Source organism: Bradyrhizobium sp. Ce-3 (assembly GCF_022835695.1).
Lineage (GTDB): Bacteria > Pseudomonadota > Alphaproteobacteria > Rhizobiales > Xanthobacteraceae > Bradyrhizobium.
Genome location: NZ_BQUV01000002.1, coordinates 832870 through 856360 on the forward strand (window position 1 = coordinate 832870; position 23491 = coordinate 856360).

The window sequence follows — 23491 nt, forward strand, 5'->3', positions numbered from 1 at the left end:
ACCCTAACCCGATGATTGCGGCAAATGCCAGAGGCCTCAAGGCTCGCCGGCGGCTCACGTTTCCGTCAGGGCGTGGGCGTAGACCGAGGCATCAGCTCGGAAGTCCGCTGCGCACTTTGTGCCAACGCGGCCGTCGAGGTCCGGACGATACCTAGTGTGACGACAGCGCCGAGGGGCCGGTCTCCGGGTGGATCTCGGCGGCCATCATGCCCTTCGAGCCGGGCCCGAACCGCACCAGCACGTACTGGCCGGGGCGCAGCTCGGTCATGCCGAAGCGGCGCAGTGTCTCCATGTGCACGAAGATATCGGGCGTGCCCTCGCCGCAGGTCACGAAGCCGAAGCCGCGCAGCCGGTTGAACCACTTGACCTGTGCACGCTCGAGCCCGCTGGTCGCGGTCACCGTGACGTGGGTTCGCGGCGGCAGCATCTGCGCCGGATGGATCGCGGTCGACTCGTCCATCGAGACGATGCGGAAGGCCTGGTAGCCCTTCGCGCGCTGGACGCATTCGACGACGAGCCGCGCACCCTCATAGGCGGTTTGATGGCCGTCGCGCCGCAGCACCGTCACGTGCAGCAGGATGTCGGGCCAACCATTGTCGGGGACGATGAAACCGTAGCCTTTCGAGGCGTCGAACCATTTGATGACGCCTGACACTTCGACGAGGTTGGCCGCGGCGTCACCGAGACCGGAGAAAGCATCGATCGCCGGATCGCGCGGCGCGCTGCCGTACTCACCCTGTGCAATCCTGCTTTGCCCAACTCCGCCGATCGGCGGTCCGCCGAGCTTCTTGGACTCAAATCCGTCCGACCCCATGACCCCGGACCCCACACATCAAATGCAGAGCGCCGACGTTGCGGCGCACCCTGTACACGCTGCTTTCCATGACCAACTCATTTGGACGCTGCGCGAATCTCTCAACCAAAAGATAACACTCCCGCTTGCCGGGCATAGCTAAAAAACGATTCATGCAGGAACTATGAACAGGCTTGCACAGCCGCGAATCAATCGGGCATCAATTGCCTACGAAAGGACCAAGCGTGTCGCCGATGTCATGCCGGATCACCAGATCGGCGATGTCGTCCTGATCGGTCGGCTCGTTGTTGATGATCACGAGCCGCGCGCCGCTCTCCTTCGCCATCATCGGAAAGCCTGCGGCGGGCCACACCACGAGCGACGATCCGATCGCCAGGAACAGATCGCAGTGCCGCGCGAGTTCCGCCGCGCGGCGCATCGCATCCTCCGGCATCGACTGACCGAACGAGATCGTCGCGGTCTTCACCGGATCGCCGCAGTCTGCGCAGTCGGGCGCGCTGCCGGTCTTGTCGAAATGCTGCTTCACCCACGCGAGATCGTAGTCCTTGCCGCAACCGATGCAGCGGGCGTAGGTCGTGTTGCCGTGCAGCTCGATCACGTCATCGGCCTTGAAGCCCGACGTCTGATGCAGATTGTCGATGTTCTGCGTGATGATGCCGGGAACCTTGCCTGCCCGGTAGAGCGATGCCAGCGCGCGATGCCCGCGACCGGGCTTAGCCGCAGCAAATGTCGGTTCCATTGCAAAGCGGCGACGCCACGACTCATCGCGCGCGTCCTGGCTGGCGACGAACTCGTCGAACGGGATCGGCCGGTTGCGGGTCCACAGCCCGCCCGGCGAACGGAAGTCGGGGATGCCGCACTCGGTGGAGATGCCTGCCCCGGTGAAGGGCACGATCGATGAGGCCTCGGCAATCATGTTGCCGAGCCGCTCGACGCCGCTGCGCAAATCCTTGGCGATCACTGGAGAAGATCCGGTTGGTCATTGCGACTATAGCACGATCCAATCGATTGCGAGCTCAACCATGACGCGAGCGATCGGGCTGTCCGCCGCCTCAGCATCATCACATTCCTGCACGGCCTGCTCCGCATTGACGCCCAATTCGCTGATGCCAATGCGCGCGGGGATAGGACCACCATGACGAGGATGGGCAATGACAGATCTGGAAGAGCGCGTCGCGCGCGAACGCGAGGAGATCGTCGCACGCATCGCCCGCTTCCGGGCGACGCAGCAGAAATTCGAACGCGATCGCCAGGAATATTACGACAACACGCTCGGCAATGTCTGGGATGGATTGCAGCGCAAGAGCGCGTGATTGTGCGCCGGCCGCGCGCGTTCATCGGCGATCACATCGTGACGTACAATTGAGAGAGCCCGGAGCGGAGGTGCTCCGGGCTCGTCGCCGTTACCAGTAATGGCGATAGTAGTGGTGCCGATAGTACGGACCACGGTAATAGGCATAGGGTCCGCCACCGTAATAGCCGTAGCGCGGGCCATAATAACCGTAGCCGGGCCCGTAATAGCGTGGGCCATAATATGGACCGTAGGCGCCATAGGCCGCTCCGGCGGCGCCCGCGGCGAGTGCGCCGGCTGCCAGACCGAAAGCCAGGCCAGGGCCGGGACCGCGCGCCTGCGCCGGCGCAGTGATCATCGTTGCACCAACCGTCGCAACGGTGGCCAGGACTGCCAATGTCTTGTTCATCCGCAACCTCCTCACGTTGTTATGTGCACCAACGCGGGCGCAACGGGATGGTTGCTGCAGGAAGCGGGCTCCGGCGCTCCGGTCCCTGCCAAATGGAACGCTGCGGTTCCGCAGCCATGCGAATGCGCAAAGCTACCATCGGTTAGCGTGGGAACAAAAACACAACCTCAGAGATTAGCTTCGAAGTAAGCGAGGTTGGCATGATGCCGGCGTGGATGGAACTGCTGCTGAATGTGATGGGCTTTGCCGGCTTCATCGGCATCGCGATGTATCACAAGCACCCGAACGGGAAGCTGCCGGACTGAACGTCCGCAGCGGATCGCGGTTCGCCGTGTCGGTTCGCCTTGTCAGTTTGCCTTCAGTTCGTTTTGCGTGCCTCTCCCGCCGTGCGGACCAGCCGGTCTGCCTTGACGAGCGCCTTGCCGCTGTCCGGCTGCGGCCGCAGCCAGAAGCTGATCGCCACAAAAATCGAACAGAACAGCAGGCCCACCACCATCACACGGCGGTGGGTCGGTCGGTCTGCGCTGTGGAACGATGGCATCATGGCTGTCACCGAGGCCATCCCAATCGCAATCGCTGGCGGTCGCAACAAGATGCCGCGCTTAACCTAACCAGGTAGGGTTAGCGGTGGTGGGGTAAGGGCTTGCTGCGGGTGCGCCGCAGCGACAAAACCGGCATCCACAACCTATCCCCAGGCTTTCCGCAGCAAACCCACAGCGGCGGCAGGCCCATTTGCTCAACAGGCTTCGGATCTTGCTGCGCACTCGTCCACAGCCTGACGACGTCAGGCATCGGCCAGCCATTTCAGGGTCGCCTGGAAGCCGAGGCTGCGCGTTCCGACCAGCACGGTCCCGAACACCTCGGCCCGGTCGCCGCTGAAAGTGCCGGAGAATCCGCTCGTCACCTCGTGCCCGGCGAACAGCGGGCGGGTGAACGGGTCGGGAAGCGGCGTATGCTGGTTGGTGCTGAGATGTCCTTTCCAGGTCCCCTCGCCGACCGTGTAGGCGCCGATCGACCAGAAATACGGGCCGCCACCGATCAACAGACCGTCGCGCAGGATCAGGACGCCGCTGTCGCGGCCCCGCACGCCGTCGGTCATATGGATGTGGATCGAATAGAGCCCGTTCTTCATCGATCGCGCCGTCGGTCCCGGAACCCGCAGTATGGCCGCAACCTGGACCGCACGCGAGCGGGCAGACGTGGCGAACCGCCCCGATTCGCCTCAAAACGGCACGGTCCCGGCGCTTACAAATCGTTAAGAAAGCCCTGACAAGGTTCGACCGCCGGAGGGAGAGAGCCATGCTCATTTACCCCGTACCCGTCGAAGTCACGCAGGCCAGAGTGCACCTCGTTCTCGATCAGACGGCGAAGGAACAGCCGCGCGTCATCAATGATGACGTGCTCGATGTCTTCGCCGCAAAGAACCAGGCCGACCGCGACGCCGTCGAGACCATCCTCGACATCAAGGTATGACCGCGAGCGGCAGGTTGTGCGCTGCGACGCGCCCTGCTCACGATGGCGTCTTCTTGAACCTTTTGGGCGCTGCCGAGACATAACGACGCTGGGAATTTCAGGGCCAGCATCAGGCACAGCGCTGTGGGACGAACATACTCCGTCTACGCGGCGCTGTTGCATTTTACAAATTCAACCTTAAGTTTGATCCCCAACAGTTGACGGCTCACGCCCTGAGAGATCCCCAGTCCGTCAACTGGGAAAGCCCCGCATCCAGCCTGCGGGGCTTTCTACTTTTCGGACGGCGGAACCTTCCGCCAGGAACCTTCCGGGTGATGCGGCATTATCGGTTTGATGCCGGCGCGATCTCCCCAAGGCCGGTCGGCATCAGACCTCGCGAGCCCGCTCGCGGGGTTTCGCTTTTAGAGGACGTCCAACCTCGCGCGTCCTTGATTGGTTGTGATCGGCGATCGGTGACATAGAGCCACTGTGCCTCCAAGGCTCGACCACGAAAGCCCTGTCCCGGATTTTTCCCGGGCGGGGCTTTCTCGTAGCGCGCGCTGCGCAAGACCCCTGCTCCATAACCCCTGCGCCAGGCCCCGCTGCGCCAAGACCCTCTGCGCCAAGCCCCCTGCCCTGTCTCGCATTTTGCTGCTAATTCTTGGCCCGTCTCGCCCGAGCCCAAACAAAATCTCTGACTCTCTCAGGAGGATAAGAAAATGCGCTATCTGCACACCATGCTGCGTGTTCGCAATCTCGATGTCGCGATGAAATTCTATCAGGACGCGCTGGGGCTGAAGGAAGTGCGCCGCATCGACAACGAGAAGGGCCGCTTCACGCTGCTGTTTCTCTGCGCCGAGGAAGACCTCCATCTGCTGAAGTCCCAGCCGCAAACCCGCGGCGCACCGCTGGTCGAGCTGACCTACAATTGGGACGAGGAAAAATACGGCGAGGACCGCCATTTCGGTCACCTCGCCTACGAGGTCGACGACATCTACGCGACCTGCGAGCGGCTGATGAAGATGGGCGTCACCATCAATCGTCCGCCGCGCGACGGCAACATGGCGTTCGTGCGTTCGCCGGACCTGCACTCGATCGAGATCCTGCAGAAGGGCGATCCGAAGGCGCCGGCCGAACCGTGGGCGTCGATGCCCAATACCGGCCACTGGTAACGCCGCGCCCACGCGCTCGTTCCTGTCCGCGCCTCCATGCTGCGAAACGCGGAATGACCGTTAGGAACGTGACGCGATCGTTGACGTTGCCTCCTCACACGAGGAATGCGAGGAGGCAACGGAGATGGGAAGAGGCATTTTGCTTTGGCTGTTGGGTGTACCGATTCCGGTGATCATCGTGCTGTGGTTGCTGTTCGGTCACTGACCGCGTCTTGATGCGTGGGTATCGACGAGGCTCTGCCGCGATGCGGCGGAGCCTCTTTTTCTGTTCTCGGTACAATTCACCGCGCGCTTTTCCCTGACGCTTCGGCTAAGAACGCGCGCAAAGCACAACAGCGGAAAGAAACGCGTGATGGACAGCAAGTCGCAACTGACGATCTGGGGCCGGGCCAACTCGGTCAATGTGCAGAAGGTGCTGTGGTGCCTCGCCGAGCTCGACCTGCCCTATCATCGCATCGACGCCGGCATGCAGTTCGGCAAGAACGATCAGCCTGACTACCTCGCGATGAATCCGAATGGCCGCGTCCCGACGCTTGCCGACGGCGACTATGTGCTGTGGGAATCCAATTCGGTGATGCGCTATCTCTGCATGGCCTACGGTCAAGGCTCACCGATCTATCCGCAGGCGCCGAAGGCGCGCGCCGCCGTCGACCGCTGGCTCGACTGGACGCTGTCGACGCTGCAACCGGTCGAGCGCCCGCTGTTCTGGGGGCTGGTGCGCACGGCACCGGACAAACGCGACATGGTCCAGAGCCAGAAGGACGCCGACGCTGCGGGCGTGGTGTGGCAGGTCGCCGACGCGCAGCTCGCGAGCCGCCGCTTCATCGAGGGCGATCAGTTCACGATCGCCGACATCGCGCTCGGCGCCTTTGCGCGGCGCTGGTTCGGCGTCGAGGGCGTCAGCAAGCCGAAGCTTCCCCATCTCGAGCGCTGGTTCGGCGGGATCGCGGGGCGGCCGGCCTTCGTGCGCTTCATCGCACCGCCGATGTCGTGAGCGTGGGCGGCGGGCCGCTCAGCGCCCGCTCGACCTTGTGCCGCCCTCGACGCTGATGCCGCCGCCGAGCTTCACGCAGGTGTCGGTGCCCTCGACCTTGATGAAGCCCGGTCCGTACGACGCGCACGGATTGCTCCGCGTCGCGGATTTGGTCGGCAGGGTTTTCCCGGCATCGGGCGGCGTCTGGAAACTGCGGCGGTCGCCCTGCTGCGCAAACGCAGCAGCGGGGATCAGGACGGCGATGACGGCGAAGCAGATCTTGTGCATCCCGCTTCTTATCGCGCGCGGTCGAGTGAGGCTAGCGCACGAATTTGACGCCGAACGTCTTGCCTTCGCGCCAGACCACCTCGCAGGCGCGCCCGGTGCGAGCGTCGCGCGAGAACGCCAGCCGCAGCTTGGCCGGCAGCGTGTTGTTGTCCTGGACGGTGATCTTGGCGCCCGACGAGGAGATGTCCTCGACCACGCAAGGCCGCGCCGCGAATCCGCCGTCGAGCGTGATCCAGCCGGACTGGCGCAGCGATTTGCGCGTTTCGCGTTTCTTGGACCCCAAAGCCATCACATCATCCCCAAGGATCCCCAGGGCGAACGCCTATCGCCGCTGGCTTACCAAAAGGTTGCGAAATCGCGGCGGATTGGAGCGATTGCCGGGTTGTGCACACCGGCCCTGGCGGCAACGCAAAGCGCCCACCCGAAGGCAATCCGTTGAACTGGCTGGATTTCCGGTTTGGCCATGATGGCGCTCCCTAGCGGTGCGAGGAAGCTAACCAGCGATGCTGTTGATATCTTGGGATAATTCGTAATTTATTGACTTTCGACCGCCGCTCCACCGATGCTGGCGTGCAACAAAACGTGCAACAGGATCCGATGCCGGAGCGTCTTACCAAGCGAAACGGGTACTGGCATTTCGTCCGTCGGGTGCCGCCCGAATTCGCCGCGGTCGACGCGCGAGGGATCGTCAAGCAGTCGACCAAAATCCGCATCGCAGACGATCGGTCGGGCATCCGCGCCGGCCGGGTCGCCGACCAGCTTAATATCGATCTGGAGGCGTCCTGGAGAGCGGCCGCGCGCCAAGGAAGCCGGGACGCCATCGTCGCTCTCGAGGAGGCCCGGCAGCGGGCACATGCCCTGCAGCTGACCTACAGGCCGGTCGACGACGTTGCCAAGGAGGCCCTTGCCGAGATCCTCCGCCGGATTGACGCGCTCGCAGTGGGCGATCGGCGGCATGACCCTGCCACGACCGCGGCGACCCTTGGCGGCGTCGACCTGCCGGAAATCATGCTGTCCAGCCTGTGCGACGAGTTCGAGATCGCGAAGAAAACGACTATCGCCAGGATGTCACCTGGCCAGCTCAAGAAATGGAAGAACGGCAAAAAACGGGCGATCGAGCTGCTGATCACCGTCGTCGGCGACAAGGCCATCACGCGGCTGACGCGCGATGACGCGCTGAAATATACCGACCACTGGACCGAGCGTGTTGTCGATGGCGAAGTCCTTGCCGCGACTGCCAATCGCAACCTGACGCACATCACTGGCATGTTGTCAGCCGTCTCCAAACGGCACCGGCTACATCTGGATCGCGTGTTCGCCGGCGCCAGGCTCGAGGGTGAGGCGTCGCGGCCACGGCCGCCCTTTTCGCCATGGTGGATCGTCAACCGCCTCCTCGCGGCGGGCGCCCTCGAGACTATGAACGACGAGGAGCGCGCCGTGGTCATGGTGATGATCAATACGGGCGCTCGGCCTAGCGAGATCATCAATCTGCGCCGCAAGCACATTGTGCTCGACGCGCCAAATCCGTTCATCCGCGTGCGGCCGGACGACCGCGTCCTCAAGACGGTATTCTCCGATCGCGATATTCCGCTGGTCGGGATCTCGCTCGAGGCCATGCGGCGGTTTCCCGATGGCTTCCCACATTACCGCGACAAGGGCGACACGCTCTCCGCTGCGGTGAACGCGTATTTTTCCGATCATGGCCTGCGCGAGACCGAGGCCCACTCGCTCTATTCCCTGCGTCATGGCTTCAAGGACCGGCTGCGCAGCGTCGAGACGCCGGACGAGCTCAAGGACGAGTTGATGGGCCACGACACCAAGAAACCCAAGTATGGCGACGGCCATGGCCTCGACCTGAAGCGGAAATATATCGAGCGGATCGCATTGGCTCCTGGAATGCAGGTACCCTCCCCTTTGCAGCTAATAGCGGCCATCGGCTAGGCGCCAAGGAGAGGGGCGGCACCTCACTACAGAAACTTATCGCTCCTGCTCCTACGAAAAAAGAAACGGCCCCAGCACCTCTGGGGGCCTGGAGGCCGGTGCTGGAGCCGTTTGCTGATCCGCCGATTTGTCTTTTCCGACATCGGCAGAGTCCATATTCCGCTGCTCCGATCTTTTCGCAATAGCGGGCGGGTCACAGTGGGTTAGTTTCACAGAAGCAAGGCCCCGAATTTAACTGGGGCCACTCACAGACAATTTCGCTTCAAAATGAAACCGACCGTGGAACAAGTGTTCACTTTGTAACTTAAGAACCCGCTGCATCCACTGCGGAAGGCGACAACGTGCAAAATCCACTGCCGGTCTTAGTGGTCGAGGACGATTACCTCGTAAAAGAACTAGTAGAAGAGGCTCTATCAGAGGGCGGGTTTGAAGCGCAGACGGTAGCGTCCGCTGAAGAGGCGATCGTCCTTCTCCAAGAAAATCACCGCCGCTATCGAGCGCTCATCACCGACGTGCACCTGCATGGCGAGCTCACCGGATGGGACGTTGCCCGACGCGCCAGAGAACTTAACCTCGATTTGCCTGTAGTGTACATGACGGGCGATGGCGCCGATCAATGGCCCTCAAAGGGCGTACCAGGCAGCATCCTTCTCGTAAAACCGTTTGCACCGGCCCAGCTCGTGACGGCCGTATCCGGCCTGCTTAACGCCACACCGCCAATAGCGCCGACTGAGTAACGTCGCCTCGGGCGGCACCCACTCATTGGCTGGCAGCTTTGGGTCGGTTTGCCACCAAACCCAAACGCTCGTCGACCGAATTGCGGCTCTTCCGAAATCCTTAGCCGAGCGAGAACGCTGCCGATAACCAATGATCTCGCTAAATCCAACGCTTAACTTACCGAATTAGGAAAATTGTCTGCGAGGCTTGCGGCAACTCTCGACGTCGCTTTTTTTGAGAAAGCCCTCTTGACACTGCCAAATACTGATTTATTTCGTCGCTCGTCGGCCCAAGGGCTGATGGCTTGGACGCCAGTAGGGTCCAGGCGTAACGGGCACCGGTCGTGTCCGGTGCTTCTCATACCCATCTTGCTCTTTGGAGGATTTGGCTATGCGCACGTACGATTTCTCTCCCCTCTTCCGCTCGACCATCGGGTTCGATCGTCTCTTCGATCTGGCTGAAACAGCTCAGCGGGCCACCGAAGATAACTACCCCCCCTACAACATCGAGCGACTTTCCGAGGACCGCTACCAGATCGCACTCGCGATCGCAGGCTTCGCTCCGGACGAGATTTCCGTTACCGCTGAGCAGAACGTCCTGACGATCGAAGGCAACAAGGTCGAAAAAGCCGAACGCGACTACCTTTATCAAGGCATCTCAACCCGTCGATTCCGGCGGCAGTTCAGCCTGGCCGACCATGTTCTGGTGAAGAATGCCGCGTTCGACAACGGCTTGCTCAAGATCGAGTTGGCGCGGGAAATCCCCGAAGCCATGAAGCCGCGTCGGATCGCAATCAGCGCTCCGCAGCCGAGCCGGCCACAGCAGCTTGAATCCGCTGCAGCCTGATAGGCAAGAAGCCGCGGTCGGATCTGCCGCACGCGGCTTCAACTATCCAGTTCTCGTCTCAGAACGGAGGCAAACATGCGGCCGACGACCGCGAATGTTATTTGTTTGAATGCATCTGACCGCAATGAGGCGCGGTTCAATCATCCCCGTGATGTCTTGGCGGATTCTTCCCTGACCACGGAAGAAAAACGCGCTCTGTTGGCTTCCTGGGCCTCGGACGCGGCCGCAGTCCCATCCTGTCCCGGCTTACGGGCGCCCGCGGATTTGAGATCACCGGTCAAGATCGACGTCATTCTCGACGCCCTTTGCCGTCTCGATAACGATCCTTACCATCCGCCGGGAGGCAAGCCTTATCGTCTTCGGTCAACTCTGCGTCCGCTGGCGGCCTAGGGGGGTGACATGGACGACATCAATCTTCCGAAACACATCGTGGACAGAATCGAGGCTCGCTGGTGTGCTCGACGGCCATCGACAAAAGAAAGGCGCGAGCTCGTCGATCGCCAACTCGAAGAGCTGCGAGCACGTCGCAACAACATCCGGCGGTATCGATGGTTACTAAGTACAAAGCTAAGCGACCTTGAGCGCGACTTCATCGAGCGACGTCTTTCCGAGGAATCCTCGGCGATGGAAACTCTGGCCGCTGAAATTCCCCTTCTCGTGCATGAACGACAACCGCTCGGCTTTGCTAATAAATCGGAAGGTGCCTCACCATGAGCACGGGGCACTTTCTGATACGCGGAAGCCAGAAAGTAATCGGTCACTACAAGTATTTGCTGGACACAGCCAAGTCAGATCATGAGCGGGAGAAGTTCGCGAGAAGGATCGACGAAGAGAAGCGCAATCTCGAACGGTTGCTTGCGGATCATCTCGCTAGGCCCACCCAAGCGGCTTGATCCCAGTTGCCATCGGGCCAATGTGGACAGCGAGGCTCGGACGCCATGAGAACGCCAATATCGGCAAAAGACCTCGAGTTGATCGCGCTTCGCGAAATTCGCAGCTTTCCCGGCGGAGAGCATGTCTGTTACGTGGAAGTCGTTACTGCGGACGCGGACTGGAAACTACATGCGAGCGTTCGAGACGGCGCCGACGTCGAGCGTGTCCGGCATGCCACGGGGATAACGACGACTAGATTGAAGCATCGGTATCACTTACGATCCGATTGGTAAGCGACTCCAACGGTGAGGCGAGCATGTGCACGCATTGTGTCGAGTTGGATAAAAAAATCGCGCACTATACAGAACTCGCCGGACGCGTCACCGACCAACTTGCTTTGGGTGTTATCGCGTTGCGTTGGGCGCCCATGCAAGCACTAGGGCGCCAAACCCATTGAAATACCCCAGCGCCAGGAGCGCGGCTAACGTAAGGTAGGCGGCAACTCTGGCGGCAAGCGATACGGCATATGTCTGCGCGAAAAGCCTGAACATTGAGTGAGTGTAGACGCGGGTTCCCTTGCCGCGCGAGTGTGAAAGATCCTATTCCAAAGGTAATTTGAGGTGCTGTCCTAGTTAGGACACTCGCTGCTGGGAATTAGGACAGTCGGTCGAAGCCTGCTCGGCCAAGTCCTTTCTGATCAGCGTAAGTCGGCAGCTAACGGCGGCTTCGGTGCGGCCAAGACGAATGGCTATCTCCCGATACGTGATGCCAGGAATTCCGGTGAGCGCGATCAGCGCCATATCCTCCTCCTGAGACCAAGGCTTTGCTCCGTTGATCGGCATAGAAAGTCCCCACTAATTGCGCCGGTCACTCCTTCGTAGCCGATGGAAATATCTGGAAACATTCCGTGCGATTACGGAGGCTGGGAAGAAGTGGCAACTCCTCAGGTGCCCGAGGAAACCTGACCTGTTACGGTCGAACCCGTTGGGTCACGCCCCGATTTTTAGTTGACGCAAAACTTCCCAGACCAACTGAGGCGGCCTATCTTCGTCTCTCTTCTTTGCTAAGCGCGTCAAGAAATTCATTCAGTGCGCGCTTTCCAGCGAATTCCGCTGCCATCTGTGATTGATATCCGTCCCCACAGACTTTCACGCCCATGGGCTCGCCACGGCGTCGCAACTCCCAGCACCACGGGTGTGGATGCTTACCGTTCTCCCGGGTGACAATGTAATAATCTAACCTTGTCGCCATGGCGGTATTCTAGAAACGAATTATTGCGCTGCAAGATATCGCTGGGGATAGCGAACGCTTGGCGAGCTATAACAATCGCTAAGGCCAGAACAGCCGGTGTGCGACTCAGTAGTCTTACCGAGAACATCAACCAAGTCTCGGCTTCCGTTCGCTAATGCGAACTAGGACACTTCGAAATCCAACTTAGGACACGGGGGCTTAAACACGGACAGCACCATCATTGAAAGGAGAACAAAGCAGAACAAACACGCTGCCGTGAACGTCCAACAAAACGTCCAACAGGGCGCGGGGGCGAAACATAACTGATTGAATTATCGAATGAATTTTCTTAGTTTTTGCGCGATGGCGCTCCCTAGCGGAATCGAACCGCTCTCTCCACCGTGAAAGGGTGGCGTCCTAACCGATAGACGAAGGGAGCAAAACTCCCGGCAAATCAATACGTTAGACGTGAGATGCGCCGGACTGGCCGCGACCGGCGAACGGCTGCGACGGGCGAACGTATAGTGGCGATTGGCCGGACGGGCAAGCGTCGAGACACGCTTTTCCTGGGGTGCCGGGCCGGACCCAGCGGGAGGTCACCTGCAGGACAATCCGGCCTCGATCGAGGTCCAGAAGCCGCAATGCGGCGGCACATGCGCATGCGCCCGTGAGCCACCGACATGAATCAGGATCGCGGCGGCAAGCGCGACGACGAGGACGGGAACGATGAAGCTGCGGAACGACATGGGGCTGCGCATCGAACGTTATCGTGGCCTAACTAAGGCCAGCGCGCCGGATCGACCTCACGCCGCGTCGGCCGTTAGTGATTGCTGGCGACGTCCTGCCGGTTGTTCAGCTGAGCCGCGACCGGCGTTGTCTGCTTGATGCAGGTGCTGCAGATGACGAGCTTGCGCGCGAGCCGCTCGTCCGCATCCACGTCCGACAGTTGCGCACCTGATGTCTCGGCGACGGCCGGTGACGCATTCCGCGCATGGCGGCGCGGCTGCGGCGAATTCGGGTCTTGTCCGGCACCGTCCCAGGCCAGCGGCCCTGTTCCCGGCGGAGGTGCGCTCATGCTGTATTGCTGCGAGTATTGCGCGCAGGCGCCGAGCGCGATCGGAAGAAGAACCACAGCGGCCTTGCGGGCCCAGTTCCGGAATGCAGACATGATCACACCCACACGCTATTCGTACTGCAACATTCGTACTGCGACCTAAGAGCAGAACCGCTAAGAAATCGTTTGCCCTGATTGTTCCGTCGCATCCAACCGCGACGGCATCAAGACGGGATTGCGGCGCCAAGACGTAATCAAGACGCTAATCCGGAGTCCATTCATGCCAGGCACCAACGATCGCTTCGACGGCAAGCGCGTGCTCGCCGATCTCAACGCGCTGCGTGCGATCGGCGCCTACAGGACCGGCGTGCACAAGCCGACATTCTCGGAACCGCATCTGCGCTCACTCGACTGGCTCGCCGCGCGTCTGCCAGAGGCCGAACTCGTCGCCGCGATCGACGGCATCGGCAATGTGTTCGGCACGAGCGCGAAGGCAGGACCGAAACTGCTCGCCGGGTCGCATCTGGAGAGCCAGAATCATGCGGGCTGGCTCGACGGCCCGCTCGGCGTGATCTACGCGCTCGAAGCCGCGCGCGTCATCAATCCCGATCCGGGGATTCACGGCGCGGTCGAGGTCGCCTCGTGGTGCGACGAGGAAGGACATTTCGGCAGCTTCCTCGGCAGCCGCTCCTATGCCGGCGCCGTGTCCGAAGCCGATATCGATGCGGCGCGCGATCGCTCCGGCGATCGCACCCTGCGACAGGCGTTGCAGGATGCGGGCTTCGCCGGACGCCCGCGCGTCACGGCCGAAGCTGGCCGCCATATCGGCTATCTCGAAGCCCATATCGAACAGGGCGACACGCTCGAAAGCAGCGGGCTCAAGGTCGGTATCGTCACCTCGATCGTCGGCATCTGGCAGTATCGCATCACCTTCACCGGCGCGCAGAACCATGCCGGCACCACGCGGATGGCGGTGCGCAAGGATGCAGGGCTGGCGCTGGCGCGGTTCTGCGTTGCGATCGACGACAGCTTCCCTGCCTTGTGCGGACCGCGCACGGTCTGGACCACCGGCCGCATCACCCTGGATCCGGGCGCGCCGAGCGTGATCCCGGGCAGCGCCGAGATGCTATTCCAGATCCGCGACGACAATCCGGCGGTGATCGAACGTCTCGAGCAGCAATTGCGTCGGATGGCGGCCGAGGTCACGGCGCAGGGCCGCAGCGCCGTGCAGGTCGAGCGCATCCGCACGGGCGTGCCAGCGACGATGACGTCCGCGTTCCAGGATGCGATCGAGGCCGCAAGTGCTGCCTGCGCCGGCGGCAAATCGATCCGCATGCCGAGCGGCGCCGGGCACGACGCCCAGGTGCTCGCCACCATCATGCCGGCGGCGATGCTGTTTGTGCCGTCGATCGGCGGCATCAGCCATCACTGGAGCGAGAACACCGACGATGCCGACATCGTCACCGGGGCCGAGGTGTTCGTCGAGACCTGCCGGCGCCTGCTGGCAGGCTAGCCGCCTTGCCGCCCACCCTGGTTGCCGGATCTCAGTGAAGCCAATGCGTGCGGGTTCTGCACGGCCTCTTTCCGTGCGGTGAAGAAGACGTACAACAGGCAGACGTCGATCAGGAACGCGGCGGCCATGACGCTGTAGGCCCACGGGCTTTCCATCAGCTTCACTTCGATCAACACGCGCGACAGGCCGAAGCCCACGACCCACGCATCAAAGCTCATGCAGATCCGCCGAAACGTCTCGGCATCCAGCCGCCGGATCAGCCAGGCGCCGAGCGGTATGCCGACGGCGACGCAGGGAACGAGCACGAACAGGATGCTGCGGCTCTCTTCGATGAACAGGCCGAGCTTGTAATATGCGATCGCCGTCAGGCCGGACTCTGTCACCCGGACCAGTGCGAGACCGGCGCGAAACTCGTCTTTGACCAGGCCCTGATTGTTGAACAGGATCGCCAGCGGCGGTCCCGAGATGGTCGTGACCGAGTACAGTACCCCGAGCGCCGCTCCAAAGGGCAAGCCGACGAGCCACTTCGAATGCATCGGCTTTCGCCAACCCGCCGCCTGCAGCAGGATCAGCGGCAGGATGATCGAGTAGGTCGCGAATTTGATCCAGCCGGGTTGCAGCGACGTCAGCGCAAAGGCTCCGACGGCGATGCCGGGCAGCATCCCGATGAGAATGGGCAACACGCGCCGCCACACGGCCGGAACGCCGCTCAGATTGATGCACAGAACGTACAGGTTGACGAAGACCTCGACGATGACGATCGCCGGATTGAGAACGCGGTTGGTGTAGAACACCAGCGCGACCGGCACGGTGAGCGAGGAGAACCCGTAACCCAGCGCACCGTTCACAAACGCCGCAAACAGGGCGATCACGGCAAGAACGATCACAGCAGAATCAATCGAAGACATCTTTGGCTTATACCGGATCAGTCACCTGCCCGCGGCATTATAGCCCATCGAAAGCGAGGCGGTGCCGAAACTTGCCGCCGCCAATTCGCGCTACACCCACGCTCCGCGCCCGCGTCTGCGGGCCGGCGATCTCGTGATGTCCATCTCGTCGATGCGCCATGGCCGCGCCGCGCGCGAGATCTCGGCAAAGCGGGCTGGATCCGGAGGTCGTCACCCGATCACAACTCGGATACCGAAGCCCTGCGCCTGGAACACCCGACGGGCACGTTTGGCCGCCAGGACCTGCCTGTAGCCAGTCAACGCCCTCTGCCTTGAGCTGATCGAGGCCCGCACCGCGCTTTCGCCGGCAACCGTGGCATATTGGACACGAGAACGGCATCAGTCGGACCGCTTTCCCGCATTACCCGATTTGCAATCCGCTGAACTTGCTGCCATTTCTTGGGTACGCATCGCGCTATTGCCAAAAAAAGGGGCCGTCCGGCTCATGTTGTTGCTTGAGTCGCTTCCGACCGTGATTGGCGCCGCCGCCATTGCTCCCGCGTTGCTGGTGCTGTGGCTGGTGATTGCAGCCGACGAGCGCCCCGGACCGCCGGTGCAGGTGTGGCTCGCCTTCGTGCTCGGCGCGGCCAGCATCTCGCTGCTGGGCCTGGCGCGCATTCCGTTCAATGCGCTGCTTGCGATTCCCGACAATCCCTGGGCGACCCAGGCGGTGCGCGCCGCGTTCGGCGTGGCGGCGCCCGAGGAGATCGTCAAGGTTCTCGTCATCGTCGCGATCTCGACGCGGCGCCGCGCCTTCGCCGATCCGATGGATACGGTGGTCTATGGCGCGGCTGCGGGCCTCGGATTTGCCGCCTACGAGAACCTCGCCTACCTCGTCCAGCACAAGGACATGTGGCGCGCGCTCGCGGCGTTGCGCAGCGTGCTCACCGTGCCGTTTCACGGCGCGCTCGGCATCATTGCCGGCGCCTACCTTGCGATCGCGCGCTCCGGCGGCGCGCTCGGCGCCTACCGGGGCCACCGCGACTGGGCCCGCATCACGAACTGGTCGCTAGTGCTGGTCGCGCCGGTCGCACTGCATGCGGCGTTCGATTTTCCGCTGCTCGCGCTGCAGCGCATCCCCGATCTCGGCTCGACCACGCGGCTGCTGCTCGGTTCGGCCAGCGTGCTGATCGGCTTCTCCTCGATCGGTTTCGCGATCCGCCTGGTGCGCCGCCTCGGCAGGCATCATGCACCGCGCACCGACGTTGCGCGCGAGCGGCTCAGCCAGCTGCGGCGGATGTGGGCGCTGCTGCTGATCGGCGGCGGCACCGGCTTCGCCGGCGTCGCCTTCCTGCTCACCTCGCTGCACCATTGGTACGTCAATCCCGAGCGCAATGCGTCGTTCATCCTGGTCCCGATCGGCTTCACCTCGATCCTGATCGGACTGGCGCTCTTGATCGCGACCACCGCCGTCTACTTGCTCGGCCGCAACCGGATGCGAACCGCCTCGGAGGGCTTTCCGTCCGCGCCGAGCCAGAGCTAGGATACCGCGCACGCGCGCAGACTTCGCACTTGCAGACTTTGCACTGGCAGATCAGGAGAGCCGCGATGCCCCTGTCCAACGACCTCGACAGACTGCGATCGGAGGTGCAGGCCACCGTCCAGCAGCACTGGAAGGCGTTTCTGTTCGAAGGCATCCTGCTCGTGTTGCTCGGCATCGCCGCGATGATCGTGCCGTCCTTCGCGAGCCTCGCCGTCACCATCTTCCTCGGCTGGATGTTCCTGATCTCCGGCATCGGCGGCCTGATCGTGACCTTCTGGGCGCGCAACATGCCGGGCTTCTGGTGGTCGCTGATCTCGGCCGCGCTCGCCGTGCTGGCCGGCATGGTGCTGCTTGCCCGTCCGATGCAGGGCGTGCTGACGCTGACCATCGTGATCGGCGCCTATTTCACAGCCGAGGGCGTCGCCACCATCATGTATGCGCTGGAGCATCGCCGCGAATTGTCGGGACGCTGGTCATGGCTCTTGATCGCCGGCCTGATGGATATCGTCGTCGCCTTCTTCATCATCGCCGGCCTGCCGGAATCGGCGGGATGGGCGATCGGCCTGCTGGTCGGCCTCAATCTGATGTTCGGCGGGGCCACCCTGATAGGTATGGCATTGGCCGCGCGCAACACCTGACGGCCAACTGGCTCCCCTCGCGGATTTGGGGGGTGACAGCCCCAAATCCCTGCGCTATAGACCCGGCCCATGATCACCGTCGCCACCAGCTATTTTTGGTACTTTAGCTACGACAGCTCGCTGGCGGCAGGAGGATCGCGCTCAATCTGAAGAATTGCAGCAAACATCCAAAACAAGCCGCCAGACCTGGCGGCTTTTTTGTGTGCCGGCAGGTCCCGAAAATCCAAAGGAGCCAGCCGTGTTGAGTACGACAGACGATCTTCGCATCAAGGAATTGAAAGAGCTGAGTACGCCCGAAGAGGTGATGCGGGAGGTGCCGCGCACCCTGACGGCGACCCGCGTCGTGATGGGCGCCCGCAACGCCATCCACGCAATCCTCAATGGCACCGATGACCGCCTGCTGGTCGTCGTAGGCCCCTGCTCCATCCACGATCCCGCGGCGGCCGTCGATTACGCCGAGCACCTCGCCGGCCTGCGCGAGCAGCTTGCCGACCGCCTCGAGATCGTGATGCGGGTCTATTTCGAGAAGCCGCGCACCACCGTCGGCTGGAAGGGGCTGATCAACGATCCCGATCTCGACGGCAGCTTCGACATCAACAAGGGCCTGCGGCTTGCACGCACCGTGCTGTCGGCCGTGAACAATCTCGGCCTGCCGGCCGGCACCGAATTCCTCGACATGACGACGCCGCAATACATCGCCGATCTGGTCTCCTGGGCCGCGATCGGTGCACGCACCACAGAGAGCCAGATCCATCGCGAGCTGGCTTCCGGTCTGTCCTGCCCGGTCGGCTTCAAGAACAGCACCGATGGCGGCGTGCGGATCGCGGCGGACGCGGTGAAATCGGCGTCGCACCCGCACCATTTCATGGCGGTCACCAAGGGCGGCCGTTCGGCGATCGCCGCGACCAGCGGCAACGAGGATTGCCACGTCATCCTGCGCGGCGGCCGGGCGCCGAACTATGATGCTGCAAGCGTCGACGCGGCCGCCGCCGAGCTCGGCCACGCCGGTGTCGCAGCGCGGCTGATGGTCGACACCAGCCACGCCAACAGCAGCAAGAAGCCGGAGAACCAGCCGCTGGTTGCCGCCGACATCGCACGGCAGGTCGCAGGCGGCGAACAGCGCATCATCGGCGTGATGATCGAGAGCAACCTTGTCGCCGGACGCCAGGATGTCATGCCGGGCAAGCCGCTGACCTACGGCCAGAGCATCACCGACGGCTGCATCGATCTCGCGACGACGGCTGATGTCTTGAAGCAGCTGGCGGATGCCGTCGACGCCAGGCGCGGCGTGCGGCGTGACGGCCTGCAGGAGCGTTCGGCCTGACGCGGCCGGACGGATTGAGCCTTGCCGGCGGGGCGGATATCGCGCTCCGCCGGCCTCTCTCGCGAGCTAGCAACCGCGGCAGATGCTCTTGATCTTCTTGTCGAGCGCCGCGTCTTCCTTGTTGGCCTGACTGTTCGGATCGCTGATGTTCTTCTCGTTGCCGACGTCGCCGCGGCGCGGCTGACGATGTCCGATCGGCGCTTCCGGCACGCCCACCCCCTTCTGCATGGAGGAGGATCCGCCCTGCTGCTGCGCCCAGGCATTGGACACTCCAAACTGGGGAGCTCCGACCGCAACCACCATCAGAGCCATCACCAAAACTGTCTTCCGCATCTCGCGTCTCCGCTTCTCAACCCTATCGCGCCCGTTCCGGCACCTCGACGGTAGCACAGTTGCGCCGCCCCTGCGCTGCGCAATCCTGTACCTTCCGTATATCGGCCATCGCGCCAAGGAGCCAGATTGCCGCGGCGACCAGCACCACAAAGAAGCCAAACATCACAGCATTTTCCATGCTGCGGCTGCCCTCGTCCTCGGGCGGCTCCCGCTGTCCATCCCCGGCCCCGGCCTCGGCCATCACGGCCTCAGGATTGCGGCGGATAGAGGTGCACGTCACCGCAATAATCGACGACCCGGTAGTGCCGTTCCAGGGGATCTTCACGTTCGCGCGAAGCGGACTGCGACAAATAGGTCGGGCCGATCGGGGCCTTGCCGTGGCCGCCGGGGATGTCGAGCACGTAATCCGGCTGGCAAAGTCCGGAAACGCGCCCGCGCAGCGCCCGCATCAGCTCCTGTCCGGCTTCGATCGTGGTGCGCAAATGCGCGGTGCCGGGCGCAAGGTCGCCGTGATGCAGGTAATACGGCTTGATCCGGCACTCGACGAAGGCACGCATCAGCGCCTCGAGCGTCGCAGCATCGTCATTGACGCCGCGCAACAGGACCGACTGGCTGACCAGCGGAATGCCGGCGTCGCTGAGCCGTGCACACGCCGCGCGGGCATTGGCGGCGAGTTCACGCGGATGGTTGGCGTGGATCGCAATCCAGGTCGTCGCCCCTTCGACCCGCAGCGCCGCGATCATCTCGGGATTGATACGTGCGGGATCGGCGATCGGAACACGGGTGTGAAGGCGGATGATCTTCACGTGATCGATGGCGGCGAGATCGGCCATGATCTCGGTCAGCCTGCGCGGCGACAGCATCAAGGGATCGCCACCGGTCAGGATGACTTCCCAGATCTCCGGATGGGACCGGATGTAGTCCAGCGCCGCGCGGTAGGCGTCGTCGGACAGAGCGGAGGCCTTTCCCGGCCCGACCATTTCGCGCCGGAAACAGAACCGGCAGTAGACTGCGCAGACATGCACCAGCTTGAACAACACCCGGTCAGGATAGCGATGCACGATGCCCGCGACTGGCGAATGCGCATCGTCGCCGATCGGGTCGGCGTTTTCCCCCGGCTGCTCCACGAGTTCGTCGGCGCTCGGGATGAACTGCCGCGCGATCGGGTCGACGGGATCGGCCGGGTCGATCAGTGCGGCGAGCTCTGGCGTCACCGCGACCGCGTAGCGCGCGGCCACCTTTTCGAGCGCGGCAAGTGCTGCGACCGGCGCGAGGCCGGCATCGACCAGCTCGCGCGGCTGCCGCAACGTCGCCGCCAGTTTCGGATCGATCCTGTTCATGGCTCTCCTGCAGGCGGCGTCCAGACCACCTGATCAATTCGCGGCGCGCCGCTCGCCAGCATCACCAGCCGGTCGAAGCCGAGCGCGACGCCGCTCGCCTCCGGCATCTGGCCGACCGCGGCGAGGAAATCGTCGTCGAGCGGATAGCGCTCGCCATAGCGGCGCGCCTTCTCGTCCATCGCTGCGGTGAAACGATGGCGCTGCTCGGCCGCGTCGGTCAACTCGCCAAAGCCGTTGGCGAGCTCGACGCCGCAGGCATAGATCTCGAAGCGCTCGGCAACGCGTGGGTCGCCGGCCTTGGTGCGCGCCAGCGCGGCCTCCGGCGACGGATATTCGAACAGCACCGTCAGACGGCCTTGCCCCAGATTGGGCTCGACATGCTCGACCAGCACCTTGCTGAAAATGTCCGACCAGGTGTCGTCGTCAGCGATCCGCACCCGGTCGCGTGCGGCAGACGCCAGCGCATCGCGATCGCCCTCGCCGCCTGCGATCGTCGCCAGCAGATCGATACCGGCGAAGCGCTCGAAGCCGGCGGCGACAGTCAGCAACTCCGGCTCGGCAAACGGATCGGCGATCCTGCCGCGGAAGGAGAACCGCCCGATCCCGGTTGCCTGCGCCGCATGGGCAATCACGACGATCGTGTCGGCCATGATCGCGTCATAGGACGCATCGGCGCGGTACCATTCCAGCATGGTGAATTCGGGCAAATGCAGGTCGCCGCGCTCGCGATCGCGAAACACCCGCGCGAACTCGTAGATCTTCGGCTCGCCGGCCGCGAGCAGCTTCTTGCAGGCGAACTCCGGAGAAGTCCGCAGATAGCGCGTCGCATGCGCGCCATCGGCCTGCCTGAGTTCGGTACGAGGCGCGTGCAGATGCGTCTCATTGCCCGGCGAGATCTGCAGGATGGCGGTCTCGACCTCGGCAAAGCCCTGCTCCTCGAACCAGGCCCGAAGCGCCCGCGTGATCGCGCTGCGGGCCTGCAGGAACGGCCTGCGGTCGGCGTAGCGCTCGGGCGTCCACCAGGGCGAAGGCTGGTCATGCACGGTCATCGCCGGAGCATCCTCATGGATTCAACATCAACGCGCCGCCATCGACTCTCAGGATTCTGACGTATCCGGTTGATTTCAAACAATTTCATAGACTTGCACGGGCCTGTGCTCCGCGCAACGCAGCGAAGCCGATCCCTTCTTGTCGAAAGACGCGCACCTTGTCCATGCGGGCGCCGTGCTGAACCTGAACGGCCGCTCGCGCGTCCCATCGGCAGATTCGCTGAACGGATGAGCCCCATGGCCGGTTGGTTACGCGGAATAGCCTTGCTTGTGTATCTCGGCCTCGCCTTGGCTGGCCCGGCCAGCGCCGATGGCCCGGGAAAGCAGTTCAAGCGCGTCACCGATGCGCCCACATTCACCTCGCCGGACGGCGAGATTCGGCTCAAGCAATATGCGCGCGACATGGGAGACGACGGCCTCCTCTTCCAGTTCTGGACCTTCGACCGCGCCGGCAAGCATGGCGCGCTGCTGAACCAGGGCGAAACCACCGACGCAGCGGGCTATCAAGCCGGCTTCCGCTTCAGCCCGGACAGCCGCTGGCTGGTGCGGATGCAGAAGATCGGCTCCGGCACTCACACCCTCCACCTCTACAAGCGGGCCGGCGACCGGTTCGTGCCGGCCACCGAAAAGCCGCTCGGCGAGGCCGCCTGGGACTTCTTCTACACCCAGCCCCCAGCCGCCGGCGTGCGGCGCGACCCGGATGACCCCTACACGCTCGACCACATGCAGGTCGGGCTGATCAAGGGCCTGGAGGACAACTATGCCTGGCTGGACCAGCATTGGCCGGACAGCCGGTATCTCGTGATCGGCCTGTCCTTCGACATCCAGGGCGAAGAGACGCCCTTCCCCTGGGTCGAGGACTGGCGCTGCGTCTACGACCTGAAAACCGGGACCTTCTCGGTTCCTGCGAGCTTTGCCGAGCACAACCAGAAGGCTCAGAAAACGCCCGATCCGGCCCGGAAATAGCGCCGATTGGCGCGGCCGCAACGGTTGGCAACCCGCCGAATTCGGCCGCAAAAGACTGGCATCTCAGGGACAAATCAGTATGTTGCAGCCCGAAATCGCCGCCACGGCCGAGGGGCTGCCGGTCCGGTTTGCGCCCCCGCTTCTCAAATTCAGGAAAACACCTTTGAAAGTCATCGCCAGTTCCATCCGCAAGGGCAACATCATCGAGCAGGACGGCAAGCTCTATGTGGTCCTCTCCGCCGAAAACATTCACCCCGGCAAGGGCACCCCGGTCAGCCAGATCGAAATGCGCCGCATCGGCGACGGCGTGAAGGTGTCGGAGCGCTATAAGACCACCGATCAGGTCGAGAAGGCCACCGTCGAGGACCACAACTACAACTACCTCTACGAGGACGCCGACGGCTTCCACTTCATGAACAACGACAACTACGACCAGGTCCAGGTCTCCAAGGAGATCGTCGGCTCGTCGGCGCCGTATCTGCAGGAGAACATGACCGTGAAGCTGTCGATGCACGACGGCAATCCGGTCGCGATCCAGCTGCCGCAGCGCGTGACGCTGGAAGTGGTCGAGACCGAGCCCGTGACCAAGGGCCAGACCGCCTCGTCGTCGTACAAGCCGGCGATGCTGTCCAACGGCATCCGCACCGGCGTGCCGCCGCACGTCTCCACCGGCACGCGCATCGTCGTGATGACCGAGGACGGTTCCTACGTCGAACGCGCCAAGGACTGAGCGGGCGACGAAGCGCACGGTGAACGATCATCGCGCATCAGCTTGTTGTTAAAGCTCAAACTTTCCGGAAAACTGCTACACACTTTTCCGGAACTTGCTCTAATCTCT

The 23491-nt window shown here is 62.9% G+C and carries 30 protein-coding genes and 1 tRNA gene; 15 read left to right on the forward strand and 16 right to left on the reverse strand.

Annotated elements, in window-relative coordinates; all coding sequences use genetic code 11:
- Positions 1-151 precede the first annotated feature (151 nt).
- Together BRSPCE3_RS10350 and BRSPCE3_RS10355 are read right to left on the reverse strand one after the other, a co-directional pair.
- Positions 152-814 carry a cold-shock protein gene (locus BRSPCE3_RS10350; protein WP_092113928.1) on the reverse strand — a complete coding sequence of 221 codons (663 nt, stop codon included), beginning with the start codon at positions 812-814 and terminating at the stop codon, positions 152-154.
- A gap of 199 nt (positions 815-1013) precedes the next feature.
- Positions 1014-1775, reverse strand: coding sequence for a Sir2 family NAD-dependent protein deacetylase (locus BRSPCE3_RS10355; protein ID WP_244065677.1), 762 nt, complete (start codon positions 1773-1775; stop codon positions 1014-1016).
- Between the two features lie 190 nt (positions 1776-1965).
- Between BRSPCE3_RS10355 and BRSPCE3_RS10360 the strand changes: the two genes are divergently transcribed.
- A complete protein-coding gene (locus BRSPCE3_RS10360) occupies positions 1966-2127 on the forward strand; it encodes a hypothetical protein (protein WP_244065678.1) in 162 nt (53 codons plus the stop codon).
- Positions 2128-2217: 90 nt separating this feature from the next.
- Here BRSPCE3_RS10360 and BRSPCE3_RS10365 read toward each other — a convergent pair whose 3' ends face one another.
- The 3 genes from BRSPCE3_RS10365 to BRSPCE3_RS10375 all read right to left on the reverse strand — a co-directional run bounded on the left by BRSPCE3_RS10365 (position 2218) and on the right by BRSPCE3_RS10375 (position 3646).
- The gene (locus BRSPCE3_RS10365; RefSeq protein ID WP_244065679.1) at positions 2218-2514 is read right to left on the reverse strand and encodes a hypothetical protein; all 297 of its coding nucleotides are present in this window, start codon (positions 2512-2514) and stop codon (positions 2218-2220) included.
- 358 nt (positions 2515-2872) lie between these two features.
- Positions 2873-3058, reverse strand: a complete 186-nt coding sequence (locus BRSPCE3_RS10370; RefSeq protein WP_244065680.1) for a hypothetical protein — start codon at positions 3056-3058, stop codon at positions 2873-2875.
- Positions 3059-3298: 240 nt separating this feature from the next.
- Positions 3299-3646 (reverse strand): GrlR family regulatory protein, encoded by a 348-nt coding sequence (locus BRSPCE3_RS10375; protein WP_244065681.1) that lies wholly within the window; start codon positions 3644-3646, stop codon positions 3299-3301.
- Between the two features lie 167 nt (positions 3647-3813).
- On the opposite strand from BRSPCE3_RS10375, the gene BRSPCE3_RS10380 reads away from it, so the two are divergent.
- The 3 genes from BRSPCE3_RS10380 to BRSPCE3_RS10390 all read left to right on the forward strand — a co-directional run bounded on the left by BRSPCE3_RS10380 (position 3814) and on the right by BRSPCE3_RS10390 (position 6132).
- Positions 3814-3987: a hypothetical protein gene (locus tag BRSPCE3_RS10380; protein ID WP_244065682.1), complete on the forward strand. Its 174-nt coding sequence runs from the start codon at positions 3814-3816 to the stop codon at positions 3985-3987.
- A gap of 698 nt (positions 3988-4685) precedes the next feature.
- Positions 4686-5138: a VOC family protein gene (locus BRSPCE3_RS10385; RefSeq protein ID WP_244065683.1), complete on the forward strand. Its 453-nt coding sequence runs from the start codon at positions 4686-4688 to the stop codon at positions 5136-5138.
- A gap of 352 nt (positions 5139-5490) precedes the next feature.
- Complete coding sequence (locus tag BRSPCE3_RS10390) at positions 5491-6132, forward strand: glutathione S-transferase family protein (RefSeq protein ID WP_244065684.1); 642 nt, start codon at positions 5491-5493, stop codon at positions 6130-6132.
- Between the two features lie 18 nt (positions 6133-6150).
- Here BRSPCE3_RS10390 and BRSPCE3_RS10395 read toward each other — a convergent pair whose 3' ends face one another.
- Together BRSPCE3_RS10395 and BRSPCE3_RS10400 are read right to left on the reverse strand one after the other, a co-directional pair.
- Positions 6151-6399: a hypothetical protein gene (locus tag BRSPCE3_RS10395; protein ID WP_244065685.1), complete on the reverse strand. Its 249-nt coding sequence runs from the start codon at positions 6397-6399 to the stop codon at positions 6151-6153.
- 31 nt (positions 6400-6430) lie between these two features.
- The gene (locus BRSPCE3_RS10400; protein ID WP_163159771.1) at positions 6431-6688 is read right to left on the reverse strand and encodes a PilZ domain-containing protein; all 258 of its coding nucleotides are present in this window, start codon (positions 6686-6688) and stop codon (positions 6431-6433) included.
- A 248-nt stretch (positions 6689-6936) separates the two neighbouring features.
- On the opposite strand from BRSPCE3_RS10400, the gene BRSPCE3_RS10405 reads away from it, so the two are divergent.
- The 5 genes from BRSPCE3_RS10405 to BRSPCE3_RS10425 all read left to right on the forward strand — a co-directional run bounded on the left by BRSPCE3_RS10405 (position 6937) and on the right by BRSPCE3_RS10425 (position 10617).
- The gene (locus BRSPCE3_RS10405; RefSeq protein ID WP_244065686.1) at positions 6937-8340 is read left to right on the forward strand and encodes a molecular chaperone; all 1404 of its coding nucleotides are present in this window, start codon (positions 6937-6939) and stop codon (positions 8338-8340) included.
- A 341-nt stretch (positions 8341-8681) separates the two neighbouring features.
- Positions 8682-9077: a response regulator transcription factor gene (locus BRSPCE3_RS10410; protein ID WP_244065687.1), complete on the forward strand. Its 396-nt coding sequence runs from the start codon at positions 8682-8684 to the stop codon at positions 9075-9077.
- Positions 9078-9447: 370 nt separating this feature from the next.
- Positions 9448-9903 carry an Hsp20 family protein gene (locus BRSPCE3_RS10415; protein WP_244065688.1) on the forward strand — a complete coding sequence of 152 codons (456 nt, stop codon included), beginning with the start codon at positions 9448-9450 and terminating at the stop codon, positions 9901-9903.
- A gap of 75 nt (positions 9904-9978) precedes the next feature.
- Complete coding sequence (locus BRSPCE3_RS10420; protein WP_244065689.1) at positions 9979-10293, forward strand: hypothetical protein; 315 nt, start codon at positions 9979-9981, stop codon at positions 10291-10293.
- A 9-nt stretch (positions 10294-10302) separates the two neighbouring features.
- Entirely contained in the window at positions 10303-10617 is a 315-nt protein-coding gene (locus BRSPCE3_RS10425) for a hypothetical protein (protein ID WP_244065690.1), read from the forward strand.
- Between the two features lie 791 nt (positions 10618-11408).
- Here BRSPCE3_RS10425 and BRSPCE3_RS10430 read toward each other — a convergent pair.
- The 4 genes from BRSPCE3_RS10430 to BRSPCE3_RS10445 all read right to left on the reverse strand — a co-directional run bounded on the left by BRSPCE3_RS10430 (position 11409) and on the right by BRSPCE3_RS10445 (position 13174).
- Entirely contained in the window at positions 11409-11576 is a 168-nt protein-coding gene (locus tag BRSPCE3_RS10430; RefSeq protein ID WP_244065691.1) for a hypothetical protein, read from the reverse strand.
- Positions 11577-12370: 794 nt separating this feature from the next.
- A tRNA-Glu gene (locus BRSPCE3_RS10435) sits at positions 12371-12445 on the reverse strand.
- A gap of 157 nt (positions 12446-12602) precedes the next feature.
- Positions 12603-12764: a hypothetical protein gene (locus BRSPCE3_RS10440; protein ID WP_244065692.1), complete on the reverse strand. Its 162-nt coding sequence runs from the start codon at positions 12762-12764 to the stop codon at positions 12603-12605.
- A 62-nt stretch (positions 12765-12826) separates the two neighbouring features.
- Complete coding sequence (locus BRSPCE3_RS10445; RefSeq protein ID WP_244065693.1) at positions 12827-13174, reverse strand: hypothetical protein; 348 nt, start codon at positions 13172-13174, stop codon at positions 12827-12829.
- Positions 13175-13340: 166 nt separating this feature from the next.
- Between BRSPCE3_RS10445 and BRSPCE3_RS10450 the strand changes: the two genes are divergently transcribed.
- Positions 13341-14573: a Zn-dependent hydrolase gene (locus BRSPCE3_RS10450; RefSeq protein ID WP_244065694.1), complete on the forward strand. Its 1233-nt coding sequence runs from the start codon at positions 13341-13343 to the stop codon at positions 14571-14573.
- Here the strand turns inward: BRSPCE3_RS10450 and BRSPCE3_RS10455 are convergent.
- Positions 14570-15481, reverse strand: a complete 912-nt coding sequence (locus BRSPCE3_RS10455) for a sulfite exporter TauE/SafE family protein (protein ID WP_244065695.1) — start codon at positions 15479-15481, stop codon at positions 14570-14572. The genes BRSPCE3_RS10450 and BRSPCE3_RS10455 overlap by 4 nt on opposite strands.
- A 484-nt stretch (positions 15482-15965) precedes the next feature.
- Between BRSPCE3_RS10455 and BRSPCE3_RS10460 the strand changes: the two genes are divergently transcribed.
- The 3 genes from BRSPCE3_RS10460 to BRSPCE3_RS10470 all read left to right on the forward strand — a co-directional run bounded on the left by BRSPCE3_RS10460 (position 15966) and on the right by BRSPCE3_RS10470 (position 18965).
- A complete protein-coding gene (locus BRSPCE3_RS10460) occupies positions 15966-17003 on the forward strand; it encodes a PrsW family glutamic-type intramembrane protease (RefSeq protein ID WP_244065696.1) in 1038 nt (345 codons plus the stop codon).
- A 65-nt stretch (positions 17004-17068) separates the two neighbouring features.
- Entirely contained in the window at positions 17069-17641 is a 573-nt protein-coding gene (locus BRSPCE3_RS10465) for an HdeD family acid-resistance protein (protein ID WP_244065697.1), read from the forward strand.
- Positions 17642-17879: 238 nt separating this feature from the next.
- The gene (locus BRSPCE3_RS10470; RefSeq protein ID WP_283843097.1) at positions 17880-18965 is read left to right on the forward strand and encodes a 3-deoxy-7-phosphoheptulonate synthase; all 1086 of its coding nucleotides are present in this window, start codon (positions 17880-17882) and stop codon (positions 18963-18965) included.
- A gap of 66 nt (positions 18966-19031) precedes the next feature.
- On the opposite strand, the gene BRSPCE3_RS10475 is transcribed toward BRSPCE3_RS10470, so the two are convergent.
- Genes BRSPCE3_RS10475 through epmA form a run of 4 tightly spaced genes read right to left on the reverse strand, consistent with a single transcriptional unit; the run spans position 19032 to position 21687 of the window.
- A complete protein-coding gene (locus BRSPCE3_RS10475) occupies positions 19032-19298 on the reverse strand; it encodes a hypothetical protein (protein WP_244065698.1) in 267 nt (88 codons plus the stop codon).
- 22 nt (positions 19299-19320) lie between these two features.
- A complete protein-coding gene (locus BRSPCE3_RS10480; RefSeq protein WP_244065699.1) occupies positions 19321-19539 on the reverse strand; it encodes a hypothetical protein in 219 nt (72 codons plus the stop codon).
- 7 nt (positions 19540-19546) lie between these two features.
- Positions 19547-20638 (reverse strand): lysine-2,3-aminomutase-like protein, encoded by a 1092-nt coding sequence (locus BRSPCE3_RS10485; protein WP_244065700.1) that lies wholly within the window; start codon positions 20636-20638, stop codon positions 19547-19549.
- Positions 20635-21687 (reverse strand): EF-P lysine aminoacylase EpmA, encoded by a 1053-nt coding sequence (gene epmA, locus BRSPCE3_RS10490; RefSeq protein ID WP_244065701.1) that lies wholly within the window; start codon positions 21685-21687, stop codon positions 20635-20637. The genes BRSPCE3_RS10485 and epmA overlap by 4 nt, the downstream gene beginning before the upstream one ends.
- A gap of 237 nt (positions 21688-21924) precedes the next feature.
- Here epmA and BRSPCE3_RS10495 point away from each other — a divergent pair, with 237 nt between their 5' ends.
- Positions 21925-22653 carry a hypothetical protein gene (locus BRSPCE3_RS10495; RefSeq protein ID WP_244065702.1) on the forward strand — a complete coding sequence of 243 codons (729 nt, stop codon included), beginning with the start codon at positions 21925-21927 and terminating at the stop codon, positions 22651-22653.
- Positions 22654-22816: 163 nt separating this feature from the next.
- A complete protein-coding gene (efp, locus tag BRSPCE3_RS10500) occupies positions 22817-23383 on the forward strand; it encodes an elongation factor P (protein WP_092125602.1) in 567 nt (188 codons plus the stop codon).
- Positions 23384-23491: the final 108 nt, after the last annotated feature.

Coding starts and splice junctions, on each gene's coding strand:
- BRSPCE3_RS10465 (WP_244065697.1), top strand. CDS start 17,069: ATGCCCCTGTCCAACGACCTCGACAGACTGCGATCGGAGGTGCAGGCC.
- BRSPCE3_RS10420 (WP_244065689.1), top strand. CDS start 9,979: ATGCGGCCGACGACCGCGAATGTTATTTGTTTGAATGCATCTGACCGC.
- BRSPCE3_RS10430 (WP_244065691.1), bottom strand. CDS start 11,576: ATGGCGCTGATCGCGCTCACCGGAATTCCTGGCATCACGTATCGGGAG.
- BRSPCE3_RS10395 (WP_244065685.1), bottom strand. CDS start 6,399: ATGCACAAGATCTGCTTCGCCGTCATCGCCGTCCTGATCCCCGCTGCT.
- epmA (WP_244065701.1), bottom strand. CDS start 21,687: ATGACCGTGCATGACCAGCCTTCGCCCTGGTGGACGCCCGAGCGCTAC.
- BRSPCE3_RS10440 (WP_244065692.1), bottom strand. CDS start 12,764: ATGCGCAGCCCCATGTCGTTCCGCAGCTTCATCGTTCCCGTCCTCGTC.
- BRSPCE3_RS10480 (WP_244065699.1), bottom strand. CDS start 19,539: ATGGCCGAGGCCGGGGCCGGGGATGGACAGCGGGAGCCGCCCGAGGAC.
- BRSPCE3_RS10400 (WP_163159771.1), bottom strand. CDS start 6,688: ATGGCTTTGGGGTCCAAGAAACGCGAAACGCGCAAATCGCTGCGCCAG.
- BRSPCE3_RS10485 (WP_244065700.1), bottom strand. CDS start 20,638: ATGAACAGGATCGATCCGAAACTGGCGGCGACGTTGCGGCAGCCGCGC.
- BRSPCE3_RS10425 (WP_244065690.1), top strand. CDS start 10,303: ATGGACGACATCAATCTTCCGAAACACATCGTGGACAGAATCGAGGCT.
- BRSPCE3_RS10455 (WP_244065695.1), bottom strand. CDS start 15,481: ATGTCTTCGATTGATTCTGCTGTGATCGTTCTTGCCGTGATCGCCCTG.
- BRSPCE3_RS10350 (WP_092113928.1), bottom strand. CDS start 814: ATGGGGTCGGACGGATTTGAGTCCAAGAAGCTCGGCGGACCGCCGATC.
- BRSPCE3_RS10460 (WP_244065696.1), top strand. CDS start 15,966: ATGTTGTTGCTTGAGTCGCTTCCGACCGTGATTGGCGCCGCCGCCATT.
- BRSPCE3_RS10380 (WP_244065682.1), top strand. CDS start 3,814: ATGCTCATTTACCCCGTACCCGTCGAAGTCACGCAGGCCAGAGTGCAC.
- BRSPCE3_RS10365 (WP_244065679.1), bottom strand. CDS start 2,514: ATGAACAAGACATTGGCAGTCCTGGCCACCGTTGCGACGGTTGGTGCA.
- BRSPCE3_RS10450 (WP_244065694.1), top strand. CDS start 13,341: ATGCCAGGCACCAACGATCGCTTCGACGGCAAGCGCGTGCTCGCCGAT.
- BRSPCE3_RS10415 (WP_244065688.1), top strand. CDS start 9,448: ATGCGCACGTACGATTTCTCTCCCCTCTTCCGCTCGACCATCGGGTTC.
- BRSPCE3_RS10385 (WP_244065683.1), top strand. CDS start 4,686: ATGCGCTATCTGCACACCATGCTGCGTGTTCGCAATCTCGATGTCGCG.
- BRSPCE3_RS10445 (WP_244065693.1), bottom strand. CDS start 13,174: ATGTCTGCATTCCGGAACTGGGCCCGCAAGGCCGCTGTGGTTCTTCTT.
- BRSPCE3_RS10390 (WP_244065684.1), top strand. CDS start 5,491: ATGGACAGCAAGTCGCAACTGACGATCTGGGGCCGGGCCAACTCGGTC.
- BRSPCE3_RS10375 (WP_244065681.1), bottom strand. CDS start 3,646: ATGAAGAACGGGCTCTATTCGATCCACATCCATATGACCGACGGCGTG.
- BRSPCE3_RS10495 (WP_244065702.1), top strand. CDS start 21,925: ATGGCCGGTTGGTTACGCGGAATAGCCTTGCTTGTGTATCTCGGCCTC.
- BRSPCE3_RS10370 (WP_244065680.1), bottom strand. CDS start 3,058: ATGATGCCATCGTTCCACAGCGCAGACCGACCGACCCACCGCCGTGTG.
- BRSPCE3_RS10360 (WP_244065678.1), top strand. CDS start 1,966: ATGACAGATCTGGAAGAGCGCGTCGCGCGCGAACGCGAGGAGATCGTC.
- BRSPCE3_RS10475 (WP_244065698.1), bottom strand. CDS start 19,298: ATGCGGAAGACAGTTTTGGTGATGGCTCTGATGGTGGTTGCGGTCGGA.